We start from the raw sequence: 21,185 nt of genomic DNA, 5'->3' as shown, positions 1-21,185 counted from the left end.
CTCCCTCTTTAATTTAATATATAGCTTCTTTTTTCAATAATTCAAATAATTTTAATTGCCCTTCTTTCAAGGCTTCCTCATAGGATTTTCCATTCTTAATCTCTTCAATCAATTCCATTTTAAGATTTTTGGCATCCTCATCTGATATGACTTCAAAAGTGCCGTTGAACCAGCACAGCCTCAAATCCGCATTCAATTTCTGATATAGGCAGATGTCCTGAGCAGATTCAAATGTCGCATGCAATGTCTGAAGGGAGGACATATCGAACAGATGGAAGAACACATCCTCCAATTCCTCAACAGTACAATCGAATTCCTTGGAAAGTGGAATTATAACATCCCTCTGCACAGCAAAACTCTTTACTATTCTTCTTTGCATCAATTCTAATTTAGCATCATCATCCATTTCCATCACATCATACTGTCCATTTTAATAATACATAAGCGACAATAGCAACAATCAAACCTATTGCTGTCTCCTTTCTTCCATATCCTGGCCTTTCGCCCATTACAAACCCTGCAAGGAGAAAACCAATTGCAGAGAGAATGACATTACCTGAATTGAATCCCAAAAACCATCCCACTATTGAAACAATCATGAATGGAATATTGAGTTTTGTTACTGCAACAAAAGGCTCGCCATGCTTGGAATAGCTGTAAAGCAAACCAAGGATTGAACCCACAGTGAATGTAATTATGTAAATCATATAATCTAACATAATATCTCCTACATCGGTTTATAAAGCAATATGAATGAACAGATTATTGCTAAAAATGTTATTATGAAACATATTTTCTCTAAACTTTCTATCTTGTGTGAAAAATTGCCCCTTGAAAGCCATACGAAGATTGCCAGGACAATTCCAATAATCACGATTGGCGCAATGATAGTTGAGTGCAATGCTGTTGTGAGAATGCCCACAACAATGACTCCAATTGCAACTAATGCGGTCATATAGACAATCATATCTTCACTATTCATGCTACCACTCCTGTAAATATCATCAATACTGTTCCGAAGAAGCAGATTGCTCCTAAGGTAATTTGGGTCATGACTGAATGATTTGGACTTAAAAGCGGAGTTGTTGCGTTAATGAATCCTGTGACGAATGAAATCACAATCATTCCAATCAGATATCCTACGGCATTCAATGGGCCGAAGAATATTGTCAGGAACACCCAAAGCAGCACATACCATGCTATCGCTTCGGAAAACAACATGAAACCTCTCAGGAATCCAAAGTGCTCAGTTTCAAATCCGGAAATCAAAACCTTGTCCTTTGTAATCGCAAATGGAGAGTATGGGGATTTTGTAATGATTAACATAAAGAACATTAAGGCTGCTAACGGAATTGAATATATCAAAGGACCATGAACTGATTGATAAGTGATAATTTCTCCAATGTTCATTGTGCCGGTCACCAGATAAACGAATACTATAGCTGCAAACAACGGCAATTCAGTGGCCGCTGACAATACTGCCCTTACACAACTCAATTTACCGTACGGAGAACCGGAACTTGATCCGGAGTTGTGCTCAACAATCTTGTAGACTGCATAAACACCAAATAATATTAATAAGGAATCGTGAGCTACAGGACCTACAATAACACCAACAATCCAAATCAATGCCAGGATAAATACAATGCCTATATAAAATACCTTTGACACTGTTTTTGGAAATGCAGTTTCCTTGAAGAAGAATTTCAAAGAGTGTATTAACTGCTGTACAATCGGCGGTCCCGGACGTTTCTGTACACGTGCCATTACCTTCCTATGCAATCCCAGAAGAAGGCTTCCCCCTAGAAATGCAATAATAACCTGAATTAAGATTTCTGCCATTAAATTCATAATACCACTTTAATACCCGGTGAATGGCTCCTTCACTCTTTCTTCTACATCTTCAGGCTTTGCCTTGGCCATTGTCAACAGACCCAAGGATAAAACCCATGTTGGAATACCAAATATAGCTACAGCATAGACTATCCATGCCTCAAAGTTTATGACCAAACATGCAAGAATAGCTAATGTTGATAAAACCAATAAGATAATACATGTGATTTTTTGATTTACCATACTCTCACTACCACAATACCAATAATAATATTTCAACAGCTCTTACAATAATAAACAATGAACTTAAGTGAATAATAACAATATAAGGGGAACCTGCTGTCCTGAACATCTCCGCCTTACTTGCGAAGAATGGCGCTACACCACTTTCACCCAAAATTCCTAGCAACATCAATACTGCACCAAACACTACCATAGGGCTTGCAGGCATCTGGGACAATACCGCAAGTGACAATGTACCTGTGGATGCTAAAATAATGGCTGCCCCACCAAATAAAGGCAAACTACACATCATTGCAATCAAACCGTAATTGAAAGCTGAGTTTAAAACACTGGTTTGCCTTACCGCTGATACGATACCTATGTTTAAAATACCGACCAATGCCATGAACAATGTGAAGTTGAACAAATCTCCAGTGATCATAGCTCCGGCAGAGGCTATACCACAAATAACTGCCAGGAATCTCCTTTGTTTAAGTTCCTTTTCACCTACTTTAACTTCAGTATTATGTAAATAATGCATAGTAGCTTCCACCTGTGTTTCAGGTTTACTTAATCCAATCAATAATGTGAAACCAAGTAAAACCGCAAACAGGAACAGGTTAAACGGAGTTAAGTATAATACAATATCCCCAAGGGGAATTGTTCCAAGCAAATTTCCACCAAGTGTAACGAAATCCATATTATCTACTCCTTATCGATGTCCTCTCTCATAAGCAGGCCTATTAAACCTACTTTTGAAGCTACTTTTAATAATAATCCACATGCTGCCAAGAATAAACTCAATAACCAATATTGCGGTGTGACAAAGAACAATAGGAATCCGATAATCCATAAACACCATGCAATACCGGAAACTCCAGCAATACCGTCCAACATCAATACTGGAAGTCCTCTTGCTTTTTTAGATAATGCATACAATACGATTCCTCCACCAGCTACTGCTCCTCCAGTAAAACCAGTCAGGAAAATTCCATATCCCACCAGGACCAATGCAATGAAATTAGGTGCAGTGGTCATGATTTCCATGTCCAGAGAGAATGCCTGTGGGAAAATTGAAGAGGACACTGACAAGTTTCTTCTTGGGTCCTGTTCGATCTTACGCATTTCTCTTGTAATCAGTATCTCGGAAATAGCCAAGGTCTCGGCTAATTCCACTACCAAACCAGGTAAAATTAACGCTTCTGCAAGGTCGGTTCCAACTGCAGAAACCACAAATATCATTGCAAGACCTACAATGTCGGTTAATATTAGAATATGCAATTCTCGTCTATTAATTGCAATTGCCATTGTGCCTATGAAACCGACAATCAATCCCGCATAGATTGCAGGCAGATACATGCTAATAAACTCTTGAGGAACGTAAAGCATCAGTTATCCCTCCTCAATTGTTTTGATCTTGCTTTTGCATCATTTGCTTTGACTTCATTAGCTACCTGTGTAGATTCTGTAATGGCCTTTTTGAAGTCCTTTTTAATTTCTTTTTCATCATTTTTTCTATTCATTGTATAATTAATGGATAACCATGAAGCAATAATGAATGACATCATCAAAATACTGGATTCAAGTATTGTATCGAATCCCCTTGTATAATACAGTATTTCATCAATTAATCCACCAGGAGATGAATAAATGGATGTACCGAAGTACGGCGAAATTGATGATATCCATTGGGCCAATGGTGACATGTATGCAGTAATCATTCCTAAACTAGCTGCATTGTCAGGATATTGAGGGTTTATTTCCCCAGGTTCGACCAGGACTTCTCCGCCCCTGTCATAAGGTGCGATTGCAAGTCCTGCATCAACTTGCTCCTGCGGTGCAGGTCTAGGATATAACTGGTCAGGATTTAATGCCATCGGCACAATTAAACCAATTATCAATATGATTCCAAGGCTAAATGCAAATAAGCGTGGAATGTTTTTAGGCTCTGCTAGCTTATTCCATAAAACTCCAATCCTCATACATCAGCCCCCATTTCTTCTAAACGAATAATTGCTCTGAATAAGATTAAGCTAATAATAACGGTTGTTGCAAGCAATGTCAACAATGCCAAAACATGATTGTAGCACAATAACACAAGACAGACTCCGATTGAAGCAATCTCTGTATTGAATGTCCTTACAATAGGGTCATTGACTCCAGGACCCCAGGCGGTAGCCAAACTTCCAACAATGGCCAAGAAGATTCCAAAGTAGAAAAACAATGCAACATCAATCATTCCGCATCACCACTTGCGATTTTCTTTAATCTGATTTCCTTAATCTTGACAATAGATAAAATAAATACTAATGTTGACAGAGGACCCGCAAGAGCCGCAAACATTGCAACATCCAAATATTTGAATAATACAATAACTAAAACAAATCCTGCATCGAGTATTGAAAACATGATAACCTTATCCAAAGGTTTTTTCATGAATATTATTCCGAATGCTCCAATAATCATTAAAGCTATTGCAATAATTGATACGAAAAACTCCACTTCAAATCACTCCAAAAGTATTTCCTCATCTAGTCTTTTTAATGTATAGGCAATAGCATTTGCACTAATTGTTGAACAAATAAAGAATGCTGCTGCAACTATAAGAGCAAATGGAGTATTAATTACTAAAGCAATAATAGCAGAAACTCCAAAACCAATAACATTTAAATATAATAATCTTTCAGCTCTGTTTCGAGTTATTAAAGCTCTTAATGCTACAAATATGACTATGACTCCAATAATTTCAACATACATATAATCACTCTCTAGCATGCCTATTGAACTTTTTGGCAATTTTTCCTAAAACTATTGAAGCTTTGGCCTGATCTATTCCCATAATGGTCAATATGGCTATGACCATGCCGACAATGAACATTTCAGGTGTCAGGCCTATGAAAGATGTCACGAATATGATTGCTGTAGCAGTCAGGCTTCCAACAGTTCCGGCATATCCCGGATCAGCACATAACCTATTTCCGATGAATACGAAAAATGCTGCAATTATCCCTCCAGGAATTCCTAAAAGCAAGTATCCAATAGAAGCTAATAATGTACCAGCAGATGCGTCCGGAGAACATAAAACGTTTCCTTGGAAGAATCCACCAGCAATATCTCCCCCTCTTTTCTCAATGTCTTTACCTACAATACTGGCCCCTCTAACGCCAGGCTGCTCGGGAAGTCCGAAATATGTATCTACTATTACAAAATTCAACCAACAAAGAATTGCGGCAATTACTATTCCAATTACCTCATTCATCAATATCCTCTCCTGTATTTTCATCAAGAGGCTTTGGAAATACAAAATCAAATAAATATTTCACAAATAATGCAGATAAAACACCGACAACAACAGCTAAAACCAAACCGTTATACATGAATGTATAATCCAAAACTAAAAATAAAGACAGAATACCAATAGCTATTATTGGAGTAGGATATAGTGCACTTACATCAAAAGAATACCTATATGGTTTGCTAGGCAATAATGGGAGTTTTAAAACTAAAGCGACCGCAATGGCGCAAACAATAGCCACAATATAAGCTAACACAATGTCAAATGCGCCTATACTTATATTGCTATGTCCCAAATAGCTGCCGTAAGAAGCAAATAATAGGGTACTATCCATCAAATTAAACATATTATTAGACTCCTCTTATAATATAATTATTATATATAAAAATATATAAATATTGTTACTTAAAAATAATATATAATTGCTTTAATGTAAGCTTAATAATTAAATGGTGGCTTAATGAACAATAAAAACCTTTTGATAACTGGTGGAGCAGGATTTATAGGTTCTCACACTGTTAATGAACTAATAAACAAAAACAATATTGTAATAGTTGATAATTTCTCCACAGGAAATATTGACAATATTGACAATCCCGACCATGAAAACCTGAAAGTAATAAATGAGGATATCCGAAAGGTCAACTTCGATGAGGTCACCGAAAATATTGATTACATATTTCATTTTGCCGCAATGGCAAATGTGCAGTTAAGCATTGAAAAGCCTCTGGAATGCTATGAGATAAATCTTGACGCAACCGTCAGGCTTTTGAACGCAGCAATTAAGAACGATGTTAAAAAGGTCATCTTTGCATCTTCCTCTTCAGTATACGGAGACAATAAAAACCTGCCTCTGAAGGAAAGCGAAACTTTGATGCCCGCTTCCCCCTATGCAGCATCAAAGGCAGGCTGCGAACTTTACCTGAAGACATTCCATGAAGACTACGGGCTTGACTATGTCGCATTGAGATACTTTAACATATTCGGACCTAAGCAGGACAAGAATTCCCAATATGCCGCAGTTATACCAAACTTCATCTCAGCAATTCTTGAAGGGGAAACACCACTCATTTACGGAGATGGGGAACAGAGCAGGGATTTTGTCTACATTGGCGATGTTGTAAATGCAAACATCAGGGCCTGCGAATCAGATTTTAATGGAGTCATCAATGTCGCTTCAGGCGAGAAGCTGACAATAAACCAGCTATATGAGATTATCAGAAATTCCCTCGGAAGCGATGTTGAAGCGAAATACTGTCCTGGACGTTTAGGGGACATCAGGCATTCCCTGGCGAACGTTAGCAATATGGAAAAAATAGGATTGACAATCAATTCAGACAAGTTTGAAGAGAACTTAATGGAAACCGTTGATTGGTTTAAAAGCATTCTTTAATGGAGGATATTATGGATAAAAGCGTCATTGACTTCAATGTTCGATTGAGAACAATAAGAATAAGGGAATTGATTGTTGGAATAATATTGACATTCATCATCACTGGGGTCCTAACAGCAATATTCCCGGTTTTTGATGATGGCGAGCTATTCATGATTCTATTTATGCTAATTGTATTATTGCTCTTCATTTGGGCATTGCGAGGCACACGAGGTCTTGAAAAGAATTTTGATAATCTGTTTAAGGATGATGTTAAAAAGGAAATATTGTATGTTTTCCTTCTCAACATATTGTTTGCAGGCCTATTCGTGCTCCTGATTTCCGCATTAGACATCTTTATTGGATTCGGGGATCCTAATTGGGTTCCAATGTGGGATATAGATACCGCCAATATTGATTCAAGTGTCTGGATTCTTGATTCAATCACCGCAATTATTTTTGCACCCATTGTTGAAGAATTGGCATTCAGAGGCGTGCTGTTTAACAGATTAAAAATCCGAACAGGAATTGTTCCTGCAATGATTATCTCATCATTCATTTTTGCAATCGGCCATGAACCGGGCGGAATTACCAGCGCATTTCTATTTGGAGTCTGCATGTGCATCCTATATTTGAAAACTGACAATATCCTGATTCCAATGAGTGTCCATTTCATCAATAACGTGGTTGCGACAATTATGGAAATAACTAGTTTTGACATTTATATGACCCAATTGCCTTGGATTGTTCCTTCATTAATCATTACAATAATTGCAACTGTCCTGTTGGCCAAATATATAATTAAAGAAACACAAGCCATTAAAAAAATTTATAGTTAAAAAAAAAGTTAATGTTAGTGGAATCCACATCCACTACAGGTTTCGCATTTTTCCTCTTCTAAAGGATCATAATGTTTATCCTCTTGCAGAGTGGCTGAGATGAAGTATTGGTCAAATTCATCCTTGTTTTTAAGCACCGGTGAAACGCCTTTAAAATCACATTTGATGTCTCCGGTTCCACCAATGTCCACTAGAATTGGTTCACCTAATTTAAATCTTTTAAAGTAAGCTTCAACCTCGTCTTTTAAAGCTCCAGGAACTCTGAAATTAAAAGATAAAATGTTATTTTCCTTCATTTTTAGACCAACGTATTTTTGGTCGATTTCATAATTAAGGCCTAACTGTTTTTTGAAAACCACATTAGTACCAATCTCACTAGATGACATCTTATAATCTCCTCTTTATTAATAAATTAGAATTATTGTTTGAAGTATTTAAAACTTTCCTATATTGTCACAAAAATGTACAATCTAAAAAAATTTCGTTCAGCAAATTTATAACGAATTATAACGATTTTTAATAAGATTTAAATAACTTCAAAATCAAAATTTATAATATGTTATAATATTTAATTATAATATCAAAATCAATTAGAAAAATTAGGTGTAATAAATGAATGAATACAATAAAGATATTGGAGACAGAATTAGAGAACTGAGAGAACTATCAGATATTACTATTAAAGAGATTGCAGACGATTTGAACATTAATGAAGAAACATACATCCAATATGAGAACGCTGAAGTAGACATTCCAGCAAGTTTCTTATACGAACTTGCACACATTTTCAAAGTTGATTTAGGATTATTATTAACCGGTGAAGAAAGCAGAATGAGCATCTTTGACGTCACCCGTGCAAACAAGGGAGTTTCAGTGGACAGAAGAAAGGAATATACTCACGAAAACCTATGTTCTAATTTCATTCACAAAAAAGCCGAAACCTTCCTTGTAGTGGTTGACCCTGAGAAGAACCCTGTGCCTTCACTAAACTCACACCCTGGACAGGAATTCAACTATGTCCTGGAGGGTTCCTTAAAAATTTATATACACAACAACGAAATCGTGCTTAACGAAGGAGACTGCATCTTCTTTGATTCAGCACACAGACACGCAATGGTAGCGCTTAACGATAAACCCGCTAAATTCTTAGCAGTAATCATATAATATTTATCAGGAGTAATTTTAATGACATCAGTAATAGGAGATTTTGTAGAGAGAGTTGACTTTGACTCTTATGAAGACTTTTTTGAAAACTTTAAACTCACATACAATGACGATTACAACTTCGGGTTCGATGTTGTGGACAAGTACGCTGAAATCGACCCTGAAAAAATAGCATTAATCTGGACCAATGACCATGATGAAAACCATACCTTCACATTCAAGGAGATGAAAGAGTATTCAAACAAAGCTGCAAACTTATTTAAAAGCTTAGGAATTAAAAAAGGCGATTGTGTAATGCTCACACTCAAAAACAGATACGAATTCTGGTTCTGTATGGTTGCATTGCATAAGATCGGTGCAATACCAATTCCTGGAACACACATGTTAAAGCTTCATGATATTGATTTCAGGATAAAGGAAGCGAATGTGAAAATGGTCGTGTCAGTGGAAGAAGATACCTTGTTGCCTGACTATGAGGCGGCTGAAGAATCATTAGGAATCAGTTTGAAAAAATTGGCTATTGAAACCGACAGGGACGGTTGGATCAACTTCAATGAGGCAATCGAAAAGGAAAGCCCTGTTTTTGAAAGGCCAACCGGAGAAGACAAAACCTACGCTGAAGAGATATTCCTAATCTATTTCACATCCGGAACCAGCGGACTTCCGAAAATGGTATCACACAAGCATACCTACTCCTTAGGTCACATTCCAACCGCAAAATATTGGCATAATGTTGTGGAGGATGGAATTCACCACACCGCAGCGGATACAGGATGGGGTAAAGCGGTATGGGGAAACCTATACGGCCAATGGATTGCTGGAACCAGCGTATTCATCTATGATTATGACCGGTTCAACGGAATCAAACTGCTTGAGAAAATCATTGAAAATAAAGTGGATACATTCTGTGCCCCTCCAACAATTTACAGATTCATCATTAAAGAAAACATTGATGGATATGACCTTTCAAACTTAAAATACGTTACAACTGCAGGGGAACCGTTACCTCCTGAAGTTTCAGAAAGATTCTACGACATTTCAGGACTCAGAATTAAAGAGGGATTCGGACAAACTGAAACCACCTTATCCATCGGAACATTCATTTGGCTTGATGCAAAGGTTGGTTCAATCGGAAAGCCTTCCCCATTATTCGATTTGCATTTACTTGATGAAAACCACAACAAAGTTGAAATCGGAGATGAAGGAGAACTTTGTTTTAAAATGAATGATGGTCCTAATCCTGGATTATTTAAAGACTACGTGAATGATGAAGAAAAATACAAAAAACAAATCCATCATGGTTATTATCACTGCGGAGATACCGCATGGGTGGATGAAGACGGATATGTGCACTTTGTCGGAAGAAACGACGACATCATCAAATCTTCAGGTTACCGTATTGGACCGTACGAAGTGGAAAGTGCCGTACTGTCTCACGAAGCAGTTTCAAACTGTGCAATTACCGCTTATCCTGATGAAGTGAGAGGCCAAATCGTAAAGGCAACTATCATATTGCAACCTGGCTTCGAACCATCAGAACAACTTACTAAAGATATACAAAATCATGTTAAAAGAGTTACAGCTCCTTATAAATACCCTAGAATGATTGAATATACCGATGAAATACCGGAAACAATCAGTGGTAAGATAAGAAGAGTTGAAATCAGAGAAAACGATAATAAAAATTAGATGATATAAATGACAGAAGAGATATCTTATCCAGTTATAAATAAAGAGCTATGCAAAGGCTGTATGAGATGTATAGTCGGATGTCCTCAAAATGCAATATTACTATCAGATGACATGAACGATGCAGGATATCAATTTGCATATTATAGTGGAAACGGATGCACCGGATGCAAAGACTGTTACTTTACATGTCCGGAACCGTTAGCGTTAGAAGTACATCAATATAAAAAGATTGTAAACGATTCAGTTGCAAAAATGATTAAAGCAAAAGCAGCTGGTAAAGGGGGAAAATAAATGAGTAATCAAATGGTAAAAGGAAACACCGCAGTTGTCATCGGTGCAATGTATGCAGGTTGTGACTGTTTCTTCGGATACCCAATTACTCCTGCAAGTGAAATTCTACACGAAGCATCAAAATACTTCCCAATGGTTGGAAGAAACTTTGTTCAAGCTGAAAGTGAAGAGGCATCAATCAATATGGTTTATGGTGCATCAGGTACCGGCCACAGAGTAATGACCTCCTCATCAGGACCTGGTATTAGCTTAATGCAGGAAGGATTCACATTCCTTGCTGGTGCGGAATTGCCTGCCGTTATTGTTGATATCATGAGGGCAGGACCTGGACTTGGAAATATCGGACCTGAACAGGGGGACTACAATCAGATCGTCAAAGGTGGAGGCCACGGAAACTATAAGAACATAGTTTTAGCCCCAAACAGCGTTCAGGAAATGTGTGACCTGACCATGAAAGCCTTTGAACTTGCAGACAAATGGAGAAACCCTGTAGTTGTATTGGCTGACGGTACCCTCGGTCAGATGGCAGAACCTTTAGTGTTCCCTGAAGAGGCAATTGAACCGAAAAATGACAAGCCATGGGCAGTGAAAGGCTCAAAGGAAACCATGGACAATCTCATTACTTCAATCTTTAATGACTTTAACGATTTGGAAGACTTCAACTACAAACTTCAGGAAAAATATGCTAAAATCGATGCTGAGGAGGTCATAGTTGACGAATACCAAGTTGACGATGCCGACATTGTTTTAGTCTCATTCGGTATCAGTAGCCGTATTGCAAGATCAGCGGTTGACAAAAGCCGTGAAAAAGGCTTGAAAGTTGGACTTTTAAGACCAATCACATTAAATCCTTTCCCAGTTGACAGAATTAAGGAGCTATCCGATAAGGGAGTAAGTTTCATTTCAGTCGAAATGAGTAACGGACAGCTATTGGCTGACGTGCAGTTTGCAGCCCTTAGAAAAGAGGACACTCACCTTGTCAACAGGATGGGTGGTAATCTAATTGAACTGAAACAGATTCTTGCCAAGATTTATGAAATAGCCGGCGTTGAAGATGAAGACATAGACTTATCCAAAAGAAGTGAGGAGAAAGCCAGTCCAAATATAATTGACTAAAGGATGTGGAAAAATGAGTGAAAAAGAATTAAATGATAAAGATTATGAATTACAAATACGTAGAAATCCACAATCCCTTTTAGAAGAGTATCCTAGAAAAGGAACAAATATCCAATCTACTCACTACTGTGCAGGTTGTGGACATGGAATATTACATAAATTGATAGCTGAATGTATGGACGAGCTTGGAATACAGGAACGCTGCGTAATGATCTCCCCAGTTGGATGTTCAGTATACGCATATTTCTACTTCAACTGTGGAAACTTCCAGACCGCTCACGGAAGGGCACCTGCAGTGGCCACAGGTATTTCAAGAGCTGAAGACAATGCAATTGTAATGAGTTACCAAGGAGACGGGGACCTAGCTTCAATCGGTTTGAATGAAACATTACAGGCTGCCAACCGTGGAGAGAAGATGGCAGTGTTCTTCGTGAACAACACAGTTTACGGAATGACTGGTGGGCAAATGGCTCCAACCACTCTAATCGGTGAAAAAACCGTAACTTGCCAAACCGGAAGGGATCCTGACTATGCAGGACACCCAACCCACATGTGTGAATTGATCAACACATTGAAGGCACCTGTATTCATCGAAAGGGTATCCCTTGCAAACCCATTGAAAATCAGACTTGCAAAATACGCAATCAAACAGGCATTAACCATTCAAAAAGAGGGAAAAGGCTATTCATTTGTTGAAGTCCTATCACCTTGTCCTACAAACTTAAAACAGGACGTTGCAAGTGCACAGAAATTCATTGAAGAGCAGATGGAAAAGGAATTCCCTGTCAAAAACTTCAGAAATAACATGTACACCAAAGAGCCTGTTCAAAGACCTGCAAGTGACTTTTCAACCGAATCCCTGGATAAAATATTTAATGTTACAAGAAGCGAGGATTCAGGTTATGTCGATGACGAAATGGAACCTGTAAGCATCAAGGTTTCAGGATTTGGAGGTCAGGGAGTATTGAGTGCAGGACTTACAATCGCTCAAGCGGCCTGTGCTGAAGGAAAACACGTTTCATGGTATCCGAGCTACGGACCTGAACAAAGGGGAGGAAAATCCAACTGTTCCGTAGTAATATCCAATGAGACAATAGGTACTCCTGTCGTTGACGATATTGACATTCTTATTGCTTTAAACAAGCCTTCCCTAGAACAGTTCTCACAGGATGTGAAAGAAGGCGGAGTAATACTTTACGATTCTAAAATAGGTGAATTTGAAACCGATAGGGACGTGAAGGTCATTGCAATGCCATGTGTGGATATTGCTGAAGAACATGGAAACGCAAGAACCGCTAACACTGCCCTTTTAGGAGCATTAACAGAATTAGGCGATGTTTTAAAACGTGAATCCTACGAAAATGCGATTCGTGAAATGTTTGCATCAAAACCAAAAGTCATTGACGTGAACATTGAAGTTTTAAAAGCTGGAGCCGAATGGATTAAAAACAACTCATAGCGTGATTTGATGACTTATAAAGAAAATGCTAAAAATTATATGGAGAATTATGGTTTAGGTATAGGGGACAAGATCAAGGTCAACAAGGAGGACATCTCTTATACCGGTATTTTGCTTGATAGGCCAGAGGATGCAGATGACGGATATCTTGTAATCAAATTGTCAAGCGGTTACAACATCGGTGTAGCCATTGAGAACACAACCGCAGAACTCATTGAGAAAGGGGAAAAGCCAAAAATCGGATTTGGCGAAACCGAGATTCCTCATGATGATTCAAAGCAGAACATTTCAATAGTTTCAACCGGAGGTACAGTGTCATCCGTTATTGATTACAGAACAGGAGCCGTACACCCTGCATTTACCGCATCAGATTTGGTAAAGGCCAATCCTGAACTGTTGGATTATGCCAACTACAACGTTAAGGCACTATACAATATCCTAAGTGAAGACATGAAACCTGAATACTGGGTCAAGGCTGCCGAAGAGATAGCCAATGACATATCAGACGGCGCTGACGGCGTTGTTATAGCTCACGGTACCGATACCATGCACTACACATCCGCAGCATTGAGTTTCATGTTGAAAACACCTGTTCCGATTATCATTACCGGAGCTCAAAGAAGTTCAGACAGGCCTTCAAGTGACGCCAACATCAACCTTATCGATTCAGTGATTGCAGCAAAATCAGACTTGGCTGAAGTCTGCGTGTGCATGCATGGAAGTTTAAATGACGAGTACACCTACTTACATAAGGGTACAAAGGTCAGGAAAATGCACACATCAAGAAGGGACACCTTCAGAAGCATCAATGCACAGCCTATTGCTAAAATCCAAAACAGGAAGGTCAGCATAAACCCTGAATATAACTATACCAAACGCGGAGCCAATGAACTTGAATTGAATACCTCAATTGAGGAAAAGGTAGGATTCATTAAAAGTTTCCCTGGCATTTCCAAAGACTACATCGAATATCACATTGATAAAGGATATAAGGGCCTTGTCATTGAAGGAACCGGTCTCGGACATGTTCCAAATGACCTGATTGACTCATTCAAAAGGGCACAGGACGAAAATATCCCAGTTATAATGACCTCACAATGCCTTTACGGAAGAGTAAACATGAATGTCTACTCCACAGGACGTAACATACTGGATGTCGGAGTGATTTCCGGAATTGACATGACTCCTGAGACCACATATGTCAAGTTATGCTGGGCATTGGGTCAAAGTGACGATTACGCAGAAGTAAAAGAGATTATGCAAACAAACGTTGCAGGTGAATTTGGAGAAAAATCCACAATTAAGGATTTCTTGAATTAGGGTGATAGCATGGATTATGAGAAATTAGGATTAAAAATGGGAATTGAAATTCACCAACAATTGAACAGTGAGCATAAGTTATTCTGTCCATGTAAAACAGAGCTTGTTGACGATGAGTTTGATGAACTCATTCAAAGAAAACTGAGGCCAACCCAATCAGAGCTTGGTGAAATCGACCGTGCGGCATTGCAGGAATCCTTGAGGGGACTTAACTTCAAGTATGAAAACTTTGCAAAGCACACCTGCCTTGTTGAAAACGATGATGAACCACCTCACAGCCTAAACGAGGAAGCTCTAGACATTTGTATCACTATTGCATGCTTGATGAACATGCACATTGTTGATGAATTCCATACAATGCGTAAACAAGTTATTGATGGAAGTAACACCGGTGGTTTCCAAAGGACAGGTATGGTTGCAACCGACGGCTATCTTGACACACCATACGGAAGGGTTGTCATTGAAAGTTTAGGCCTTGAAGAGGACGCCGCAAGAAGAGTTGAAACCAAGGACGGATTTACCGAATTCAGATTGGACAGATTAGGTATACCATTAGCCGAAATCACAACAGACCCTTCAATGCACCATCCGGACCAGGTAAGGGAAGTTGCCTACATGCTTGGTCAAATCCTAAGAAGCACCAACGTTAAAAGAGGCCTTGGTACAATCAGACAGGACTTGAACATTTCCATTGCCGAAGGTGCACGTGTGGAAATCAAGGGTGTTCAGGACTTGGATTTAATGGCCGAAATCGTTAACCGTGAAGTCACAAGACAATTGGCACTGATTGACATTAAAAAAGAGCTCGAAGCTAGAAACGCTGAAGTGCTTGAAGAGATTCATGACCTGGATGAATTGCTTGAGGATACCGAGTCAAAAATCTTGAAATCTGCCGAAACCATCAAGGCGGTCGTGTTGAAAGGTTACGACGGATTGATCGGTCGTGAAGTTCAGCCGGGAAGAAGATTCGGTACTGAAATTGCAAGCTATGCCAAAAAACGTGGCGTTGCAGGCATTTTCCACTCAGATGAATTGCCTGCTTATGGAATCACACAGGATGAGGTTGATAAGGTCACCGAATTCCTAAACATTGGTGATGATGACGCATTCATTATTGTGGCTCATGACGAGGATATTGCAATATCCGCGCTTGAAGAGGTTAAAAGAAGAGCCAATTTAGGTCTTGAGGGCGTTGTTGAAGAAACCCGTAAGGCATTGGATGACGGCAACACTGAATACATGAGACCTCTTCCGACTGCAAACAGAATGTATCTTGAAACCGACATTCCATTATTCAAGATCACTTCAGACAGAATCGAACCGATAGCTAACAACTTGCCTGAATTGCCTGACGTCAAACAGGCCAGAATCATTGAAGAGTACAAGTTAAGTGAAGATTTGGCAACACAATTGGTTAAAAGGCAAGAGGCGGACATGTTTGAGGCCGTTTTAGCTGACGTTGATGTGGATGCAACCCCTGTAGCTTCACTTCTTGCATATGACCTTAGAGAAATCAAAAGGGAAGGGCATGATGTTAATGTCTTAACTTTAGATCATTTCAAAGGAATATTCACATTATTGGCTGACGGCAAAATAGCTAAGGACAGCGTTCGTAAACTGGCTGTTGAAACCATCAAGACACCTGATGTAGACATAGCTGAAATCGCTGAGAAAAACAATTTGACCATGATGAGCGAGGAAGATGTCCACAATATAATTTCTGAAATTGTTGCAAACAATGAGGGAATGGTTAAGGAACGTCAAATGGGCGCTATGGGTCCATTGATGGGAATGTGCATGAAGCAGCTCAAAGGAAAAGCGGACGGCGGACTTGTAAACAAAATCGTCCGTGAAGAAATTCAAAAATTAATCTAAGGATACTCTAAGGAGTATCTTATCTTACTCTTTTTTCTACAAATTTGAAGTTTACAGAAGATCAATAATAATTTAGGCATACCTAAAAAATAGAAAGCTTTATATACTATGCAGACAAAGTAATTAATAGAGTTGAAATTTAGGCATGCCTAAAATACTCCATATTATTAGTTAAATAATAATACTCTCTCCAAAATTAGTTTGTGTTAAATTAGATTTCTCACAATTTGCTAATTTGATACAAGTCGTTCGGAAAATTAAAAAAATCTGCCAATATATAATTTTCCTTAGAAAAAACACATGGTGTTTAAACTAGTCACTTAAACACCAATACTCTCTCTTTTTACATAACTTTCAATTTATATTTAAGTCCATCTACATGACATTATGAAATTAATTCCGTCGGCAACCAGTGCTGGAGCAGATTGAAATCATAAGCCGTATAACCAAGGTTTTGAAGAAGAAAATAGTGAATAAATGAAGTGCTCTTTGAGCATTTGTATGGCTATAGTTATGGTGAAAAAATAAAAAAGTTGTAGTGCAGAAGCACTACATTCAATTAAATTATTCCAAGTTTTTTGGCTGTTATTTCATCAACTTTACCAGTCACTTTCAAGTGTTTATCGTGTTGGAATTCCTTGACTGATCTTTCTGTGCAGCCGTGATAGATTCCATCGATTTTTAAATAATGCCCGTCATATGTGAGGTAATATCCATTGTTTTTCAATGCTTGTTGGATTTCCCTGACTGTTGCTTTGTCCTTGCTTCCCTTAGAAACAGTTTTGAAAGTAACTATGACTTTTATTTTAGCCTTTTTGGTTGCCTTGTTGTAGTATTTGTTTCCTTTGAATTTTATGACCGCAGTGTATTTGCCTTTTTTCTTTAGGTTTTTAATCTTGAAGACTGCTTTGCCTTTGCTGTTTGTAGTGGCTTTATATGTTTTGCCTTTGACTTTCAGGGTGACTTTGGCCTTCTTGATTGCCTTGCCAGTATTGTCCTTTAAGACAACAGTGTACTTTTTGGTTTTGACACTGGATTTGAATGTTTTCTTTTTGGCAGTCAGTTTAGGAGTTGCCTTCTTGACAGTAACCTTAATGTCTTTAGTTGACTTGTCATAGTTGGTATCGCCGTTAAATGTTACCTTAGCAGTGTAAGTTTTAGGAGCAAGTCCCTTGGTTGATACCTTGACCTGGCCGTTCTTGTCGGTGGTGTATGTTTTAGCACCGTTCAAGCTGACTGTTATCTTTTCACCCGCCAAAGGATTGCCATTGCTGTCAGTCAATGTGATAATCAAATCCTTGTTGATGTTGTAGGTTGTAGTTATTGCATTACCTGACAGTTCTGTTTTAATCTTGTTTACAGTTATTGTAGCATTGTTAACAGTTACATTATCCAATCCAACATAGGTTGCATTGACTTGATATTCACCGTAAGCGTCAAATGTATGTACTGCCCACCAGATACCGTTAGCACCATAAGTTGCATTAATCTGAGTTCCGTTTGGTAAGATAAATAGTAATTTACCTGGCATAGTCTCATTGAAGATATTAGATTTTGCAGTTATGTTTACGGTTTTATTTGTGGTTTCTGTTTCGGTTACGTTAACGTGGAATTTCATGTTTGTCAATATTGTTTCGGCTTGTGTGTAGTATGAATCCTCATCATGGCGGGCACTGATATAATAATTTCCACCAACACTTATATCCAAAACAATTGCACCGTTCTCATCTGTGACTTTAACCTCATTTAAAACAATGACATCATTAACAACTATTCCGATTGTTATGTTTTGACCGGCTTCCCTATTGGATCCGGATTTGGCGGAACTGATAGTTGTAATGCCGTTTGCACCCCAATAAGTCACATTGTTAAAGGTGACTTCAACATTATTTTCTGAATAGATTGCATTTAAAAGGTTATCCTGACCCATAAATGTAATGGTAATATTATTTTCGTTTTTAACTACATCTAAAGTTTCAACATTTGCTTTATTGTTTAAGAAACAAGAATTGGAAACATATGATGATCCAAACTTGCTGGAGTAAATTGCAGAACCTGTATTTGCTTTATTGCCGGTGAAATTACAATTTGTTACATTACCTCTACCTTCAAATTTAATAGCCCCACCAGATATAGCAGAGTTATTAATAAAATTACAATTTGCTACATTACTTCTACCTTCAAATTTAGTAGCCCCACCAGATATAGCAGAGTTATTAATAAAATTACAATTTGTTACATTAGCTGAATGAACCCAGAAAGCACCACCATTAGTATCAGCAGTGTTATTAATAAAATTACAATTTGTTACATTACCTGAAACCATGTTGAGAGCACCACCACCCTCAGTACCAGCAGTGTTATTAATAAAATTACAATTTGTTACATTAAATTTACCATAATAAACCCAAATTGCACCACCACCACCATCTGTGGAAGCAGTGTTCTTAGTAAAATTACAATTTTTAACAGTACTATCTCTATAAAAGAAAACAGCACCCCCAAATTTTGTTGCAGTGTTGTTAGTAAAATCACAATTTGTTACATAACCCTTAAAGCTCTCAGCGAAATAAATAGCACCACCAGATATAGCAGAGTTATTAATAAAATTACAATTTTTTACATTACCATTAGAATTCTCAACGAAATAAATAGCACCACCAGATATAGCAGAGTTATTAATAAAATTACAATTTGTCACATTACCAGTACTGTGGAAGTAAACTGCACCACCATTTACAGTAGCAGAGTTGTCAGTAAAATTACAATTTGACACAGTACCTGAACCACTGAATCTAATAGCACCACTTTCATAGTTTGCAGTGTTGTCAACAAAATTACAATTTGTCACAGTACCAGTATTCACGAAGAAAATTGCACCACCAGAACTGTAATCTCCAGTTACAGTGTTGTTAGTAAAATTACAATTTGTCACATTACCAGTACTATCAAAGAATATTGCTCCTCCATGACCACTAAATTTACCGTTTAGAAAAGTAACATTATTAATATTTACATTATCGCATATAACCAAAAGGATACGTGCCTGGCCTTTAGCATCAATTGTATGGCCATTACCATTTATTGTAACCTGCCTAGTTATCGCAATACCCTCTATAAAAGCGGAATCAGAAGCAGGATTATAAGCATAATTCTTATCTAATGTAATGGTGTCATTTGTGTTGCCATTTATTGTCTGGTTCAAATCCCAGAATGTTGTTCCGTCAGTTGTGACTGTTAATGTTGTTGTATAAGCCACATCACCTATTGTTGCAGTTACACTGCCAGTTCCAAGACTTGTTGGTGTGAATGTGACCTTTTCATCAAGACCAGTGACATTCTTATCGAGTTTGCCGTTAGAATTCAATGTCAAATCGACTTTAGCCAATGAAGTGTAATCGGTTATGTTTCCTGAAGTGCCGTTGTATAAATATAATTTGAAGATGATGTCTGCAGTTTCTGTAATTAAAATAGGATTAGGATTAACAGTGGCATTTAAAAACAGCCAATTGTCAGGAACTGCACCACTAATATATGCATTAGGGGATGTTTTGTAGTTTTCTGCTGTATTTCCAAACCAGTTACAGTCCAAACTAGCAGAAGAACCACTATACATATTAATAGCTCTTCCTTCAGAAGCAGTGTTATTTATGAAAACACAATCAGAAATATTGCCATTAGCACTGCTATACCAGTTGACAGCACCACCATTGATACCAGCAGAACAATTCACAAAACTACAACCAGAAACACTACCATTATCACTATGAGACCATTCGATAGCACCACCATCATGACCAGCAGAACAATTCACAAAACTACAACCAGAAACACTACCATAAGGACTGTCATACCAGCAGATAGCACCACCACTATCACCAGTAGAACAATTCACAAAACTACAACCAGAAACACTACCATTAGCACTTTCATACAATTGGATAGCACCACCGCTATTTTCATATTTAGCGTTTATGAATTTGATGTTTTTTATGGTCACATTATCTGCATAAACATCGAAAATTCTTGTTTTTTGTTTTGCATCGATTGTATGGCCTTGACCATCAATGACCAAATTGGATTTGTCAATATCAATTCCCCTATGCCTACTCCATGAGTCTTCACAGGAATAATTGTTTTCCAGATATACTGTATCTCCAGAAGATGCACCCTCAATCTTAGTCCTTAATGCTTCAAACGTTCCGTCATCAGTTGCACCTGTTTTTTCCTCATTATCCGTTTGTGTTACTTTTTGTTCTTCGATTGTCCCTAAATTGTCATCTGCACTTTCAATTCCATGTGATAATTCAATTTCTCCCGTATCCTCGTTGGCTGCCAGCGCATCATCCACATCTGCCGCACATACGCAGGAGACACTGAACAAGGCCAGAATCAGCAAAATAAAAATAAATATTCCCTTCTTCATAATTATCCCCCTCAAATTAATGGCTTTTGAATAAATTGTTGTAAACTGTTATTTTCAGTTTTAAAATATTCAAAATATGATTAAAAGTCTGTAAATATAAATATAAATAAATATCCATTATAAAGAAAATAATAATTTGAAAATGAAACTTGATAAAAAAAAAGAAAGAACATAGATGCTATTGCATCTACATCATATGATCAAACCCTAAATGAGCACAGCAGTTTTTATACAATTCCCTGTACTGTGAACTGCCCATATTCTTTGCTTTTGGCAATTTC

At 37.8% G+C, this 21,185-nt stretch carries 24 protein-coding genes; 9 read left to right on the top strand and 15 right to left on the bottom strand.

Annotation, left to right across the window (positions count from 1 at the left end; translation table 11 throughout):
• Positions 1 to 13: 13 nt before the first annotated feature.
• The 13 genes from MBBTH_RS05730 to ehaA are packed head-to-tail and all read right to left on the bottom strand — an operon-like array spanning position 14 to position 5,696.
• On the bottom strand, positions 14 to 406 hold the full coding sequence (locus MBBTH_RS05730) for a DUF1959 family protein (protein WP_116592104.1): 393 nt from the start codon (positions 404 to 406) through the stop codon (positions 14 to 16).
• 10 nt (positions 407 to 416) lie between these two features.
• Positions 417 to 719, bottom strand: a complete 303-nt coding sequence (locus tag MBBTH_RS05725; RefSeq protein ID WP_116592103.1) for an energy-converting hydrogenase subunit EhaL family protein — start codon at positions 717 to 719, stop codon at positions 417 to 419.
• 8 nt (positions 720 to 727) lie between these two features.
• Positions 728 to 982: a hypothetical protein gene (locus MBBTH_RS05720; protein ID WP_116592102.1), complete on the bottom strand. Its 255-nt coding sequence runs from the start codon at positions 980 to 982 to the stop codon at positions 728 to 730.
• Complete coding sequence (locus MBBTH_RS05715; RefSeq protein WP_116592101.1) at positions 979 to 1,851, bottom strand: respiratory chain complex I subunit 1 family protein; 873 nt, start codon at positions 1,849 to 1,851, stop codon at positions 979 to 981. The genes MBBTH_RS05720 and MBBTH_RS05715 overlap by 4 nt, the downstream gene beginning before the upstream one ends.
• A gap of 9 nt (positions 1,852 to 1,860) precedes the next feature.
• On the bottom strand, positions 1,861 to 2,076 hold the full coding sequence (locus MBBTH_RS05710; RefSeq protein WP_116592100.1) for a DUF788 domain-containing protein: 216 nt from the start codon (positions 2,074 to 2,076) through the stop codon (positions 1,861 to 1,863).
• 7 nt (positions 2,077 to 2,083) lie between these two features.
• Positions 2,084 to 2,755 carry a hypothetical protein gene (locus MBBTH_RS05705; protein WP_116592099.1) on the bottom strand — a complete coding sequence of 224 codons (672 nt, stop codon included), beginning with the start codon at positions 2,753 to 2,755 and terminating at the stop codon, positions 2,084 to 2,086.
• 5 nt (positions 2,756 to 2,760) lie between these two features.
• The gene (locus MBBTH_RS05700; RefSeq protein ID WP_394340198.1) at positions 2,761 to 3,444 is read right to left on the bottom strand and encodes an EhaG family protein; all 684 of its coding nucleotides are present in this window, start codon (positions 3,442 to 3,444) and stop codon (positions 2,761 to 2,763) included.
• Positions 3,444 to 4,037 carry an EhaF family protein gene (locus MBBTH_RS05695; protein WP_116592097.1) on the bottom strand — a complete coding sequence of 198 codons (594 nt, stop codon included), beginning with the start codon at positions 4,035 to 4,037 and terminating at the stop codon, positions 3,444 to 3,446. Before MBBTH_RS05695 ends, MBBTH_RS05700 begins: the two co-directional genes overlap by 1 nt.
• On the bottom strand, positions 4,034 to 4,294 hold the full coding sequence (locus tag MBBTH_RS05690) for a DUF2107 family protein (RefSeq protein ID WP_116592096.1): 261 nt from the start codon (positions 4,292 to 4,294) through the stop codon (positions 4,034 to 4,036). Before MBBTH_RS05690 ends, MBBTH_RS05695 begins: the two co-directional genes overlap by 4 nt.
• Positions 4,291 to 4,557 carry a DUF2108 domain-containing protein gene (locus MBBTH_RS05685; protein WP_116592095.1) on the bottom strand — a complete coding sequence of 89 codons (267 nt, stop codon included), beginning with the start codon at positions 4,555 to 4,557 and terminating at the stop codon, positions 4,291 to 4,293. The genes MBBTH_RS05690 and MBBTH_RS05685 overlap by 4 nt, the downstream gene beginning before the upstream one ends.
• Before the next feature lie 6 nt (positions 4,558 to 4,563).
• Positions 4,564 to 4,812: a DUF2109 domain-containing protein gene (locus tag MBBTH_RS05680; protein ID WP_116592094.1), complete on the bottom strand. Its 249-nt coding sequence runs from the start codon at positions 4,810 to 4,812 to the stop codon at positions 4,564 to 4,566.
• Positions 4,813 to 4,816: 4 nt separating this feature from the next.
• A complete protein-coding gene (locus MBBTH_RS05675) occupies positions 4,817 to 5,314 on the bottom strand; it encodes a hypothetical protein (RefSeq protein ID WP_116592093.1) in 498 nt (165 codons plus the stop codon).
• Positions 5,307 to 5,696, bottom strand: coding sequence for an energy-converting NiFe hydrogenase A subunit EhaA (gene ehaA / locus MBBTH_RS05670; RefSeq protein WP_394340197.1), 390 nt, complete (start codon positions 5,694 to 5,696; stop codon positions 5,307 to 5,309). Before ehaA ends, MBBTH_RS05675 begins: the two co-directional genes overlap by 8 nt.
• 114 nt (positions 5,697 to 5,810) lie before the next feature.
• Here ehaA and MBBTH_RS05665 point away from each other — a divergent pair, with 114 nt between their 5' ends.
• Positions 5,811 to 6,743, top strand: a complete 933-nt coding sequence (locus MBBTH_RS05665) for an NAD-dependent epimerase/dehydratase family protein (RefSeq protein ID WP_116592092.1) — start codon at positions 5,811 to 5,813, stop codon at positions 6,741 to 6,743.
• 11 nt (positions 6,744 to 6,754) lie between these two features.
• Entirely contained in the window at positions 6,755 to 7,561 is an 807-nt protein-coding gene (locus tag MBBTH_RS05660) for a CPBP family intramembrane glutamic endopeptidase (RefSeq protein ID WP_116592091.1), read from the top strand.
• 14 nt (positions 7,562 to 7,575) lie between these two features.
• On the opposite strand, the gene MBBTH_RS05655 is transcribed toward MBBTH_RS05660, so the two are convergent.
• Positions 7,576 to 7,947 carry a hypothetical protein gene (locus tag MBBTH_RS05655; RefSeq protein ID WP_116592090.1) on the bottom strand — a complete coding sequence of 124 codons (372 nt, stop codon included), beginning with the start codon at positions 7,945 to 7,947 and terminating at the stop codon, positions 7,576 to 7,578.
• 226 nt (positions 7,948 to 8,173) lie between these two features.
• Between MBBTH_RS05655 and MBBTH_RS05650 the strand changes: the two genes are divergently transcribed.
• The 7 genes from MBBTH_RS05650 to gatE are packed head-to-tail and all read left to right on the top strand — an operon-like array spanning position 8,174 to position 16,478.
• Positions 8,174 to 8,725, top strand: a complete 552-nt coding sequence (locus tag MBBTH_RS05650) for a helix-turn-helix domain-containing protein (RefSeq protein WP_116592089.1) — start codon at positions 8,174 to 8,176, stop codon at positions 8,723 to 8,725.
• 21 nt (positions 8,726 to 8,746) lie between these two features.
• Positions 8,747 to 10,414, top strand: coding sequence for an AMP-binding protein (locus MBBTH_RS05645; protein WP_116592088.1), 1,668 nt, complete (start codon positions 8,747 to 8,749; stop codon positions 10,412 to 10,414).
• Positions 10,415 to 10,423: 9 nt separating this feature from the next.
• Positions 10,424 to 10,708: a 4Fe-4S dicluster domain-containing protein gene (locus tag MBBTH_RS05640; protein ID WP_116592087.1), complete on the top strand. Its 285-nt coding sequence runs from the start codon at positions 10,424 to 10,426 to the stop codon at positions 10,706 to 10,708.
• Positions 10,709 to 11,824, top strand: coding sequence for a 3-methyl-2-oxobutanoate dehydrogenase subunit VorB (locus MBBTH_RS05635; RefSeq protein ID WP_116592086.1), 1,116 nt, complete (start codon positions 10,709 to 10,711; stop codon positions 11,822 to 11,824).
• 13 nt (positions 11,825 to 11,837) lie between these two features.
• Positions 11,838 to 13,283, top strand: a complete 1,446-nt coding sequence (locus MBBTH_RS05630) for a 2-oxoacid:acceptor oxidoreductase family protein (protein WP_116592127.1) — start codon at positions 11,838 to 11,840, stop codon at positions 13,281 to 13,283.
• Positions 13,284 to 13,292: 9 nt separating this feature from the next.
• Positions 13,293 to 14,603 carry a Glu-tRNA(Gln) amidotransferase subunit GatD gene (gene gatD, locus MBBTH_RS05625; RefSeq protein ID WP_116592085.1) on the top strand — a complete coding sequence of 437 codons (1,311 nt, stop codon included), beginning with the start codon at positions 13,293 to 13,295 and terminating at the stop codon, positions 14,601 to 14,603.
• A gap of 9 nt (positions 14,604 to 14,612) precedes the next feature.
• The gene (gene gatE / locus MBBTH_RS05620; RefSeq protein ID WP_116592084.1) at positions 14,613 to 16,478 is read left to right on the top strand and encodes a Glu-tRNA(Gln) amidotransferase subunit GatE; all 1,866 of its coding nucleotides are present in this window, start codon (positions 14,613 to 14,615) and stop codon (positions 16,476 to 16,478) included.
• 559 nt (positions 16,479 to 17,037) lie between these two features.
• On the opposite strand, the gene MBBTH_RS05615 is transcribed toward gatE, so the two are convergent.
• Positions 17,038 to 20,904: a right-handed parallel beta-helix repeat-containing protein gene (locus MBBTH_RS05615; protein ID WP_116592083.1), complete on the bottom strand. Its 3,867-nt coding sequence runs from the start codon at positions 20,902 to 20,904 to the stop codon at positions 17,038 to 17,040.
• Between the last annotated feature and the right edge of the window lie 281 nt (positions 20,905 to 21,185).

This window comes from Methanobrevibacter thaueri (assembly GCF_003111625.1).
Classification (GTDB): domain Archaea; phylum Methanobacteriota; class Methanobacteria; order Methanobacteriales; family Methanobacteriaceae; genus Methanocatella; species Methanocatella thaueri.
Note: the sequence above shows the minus strand (reverse complement) of the source record. Positions and strands in the feature narration are given on the sequence as shown.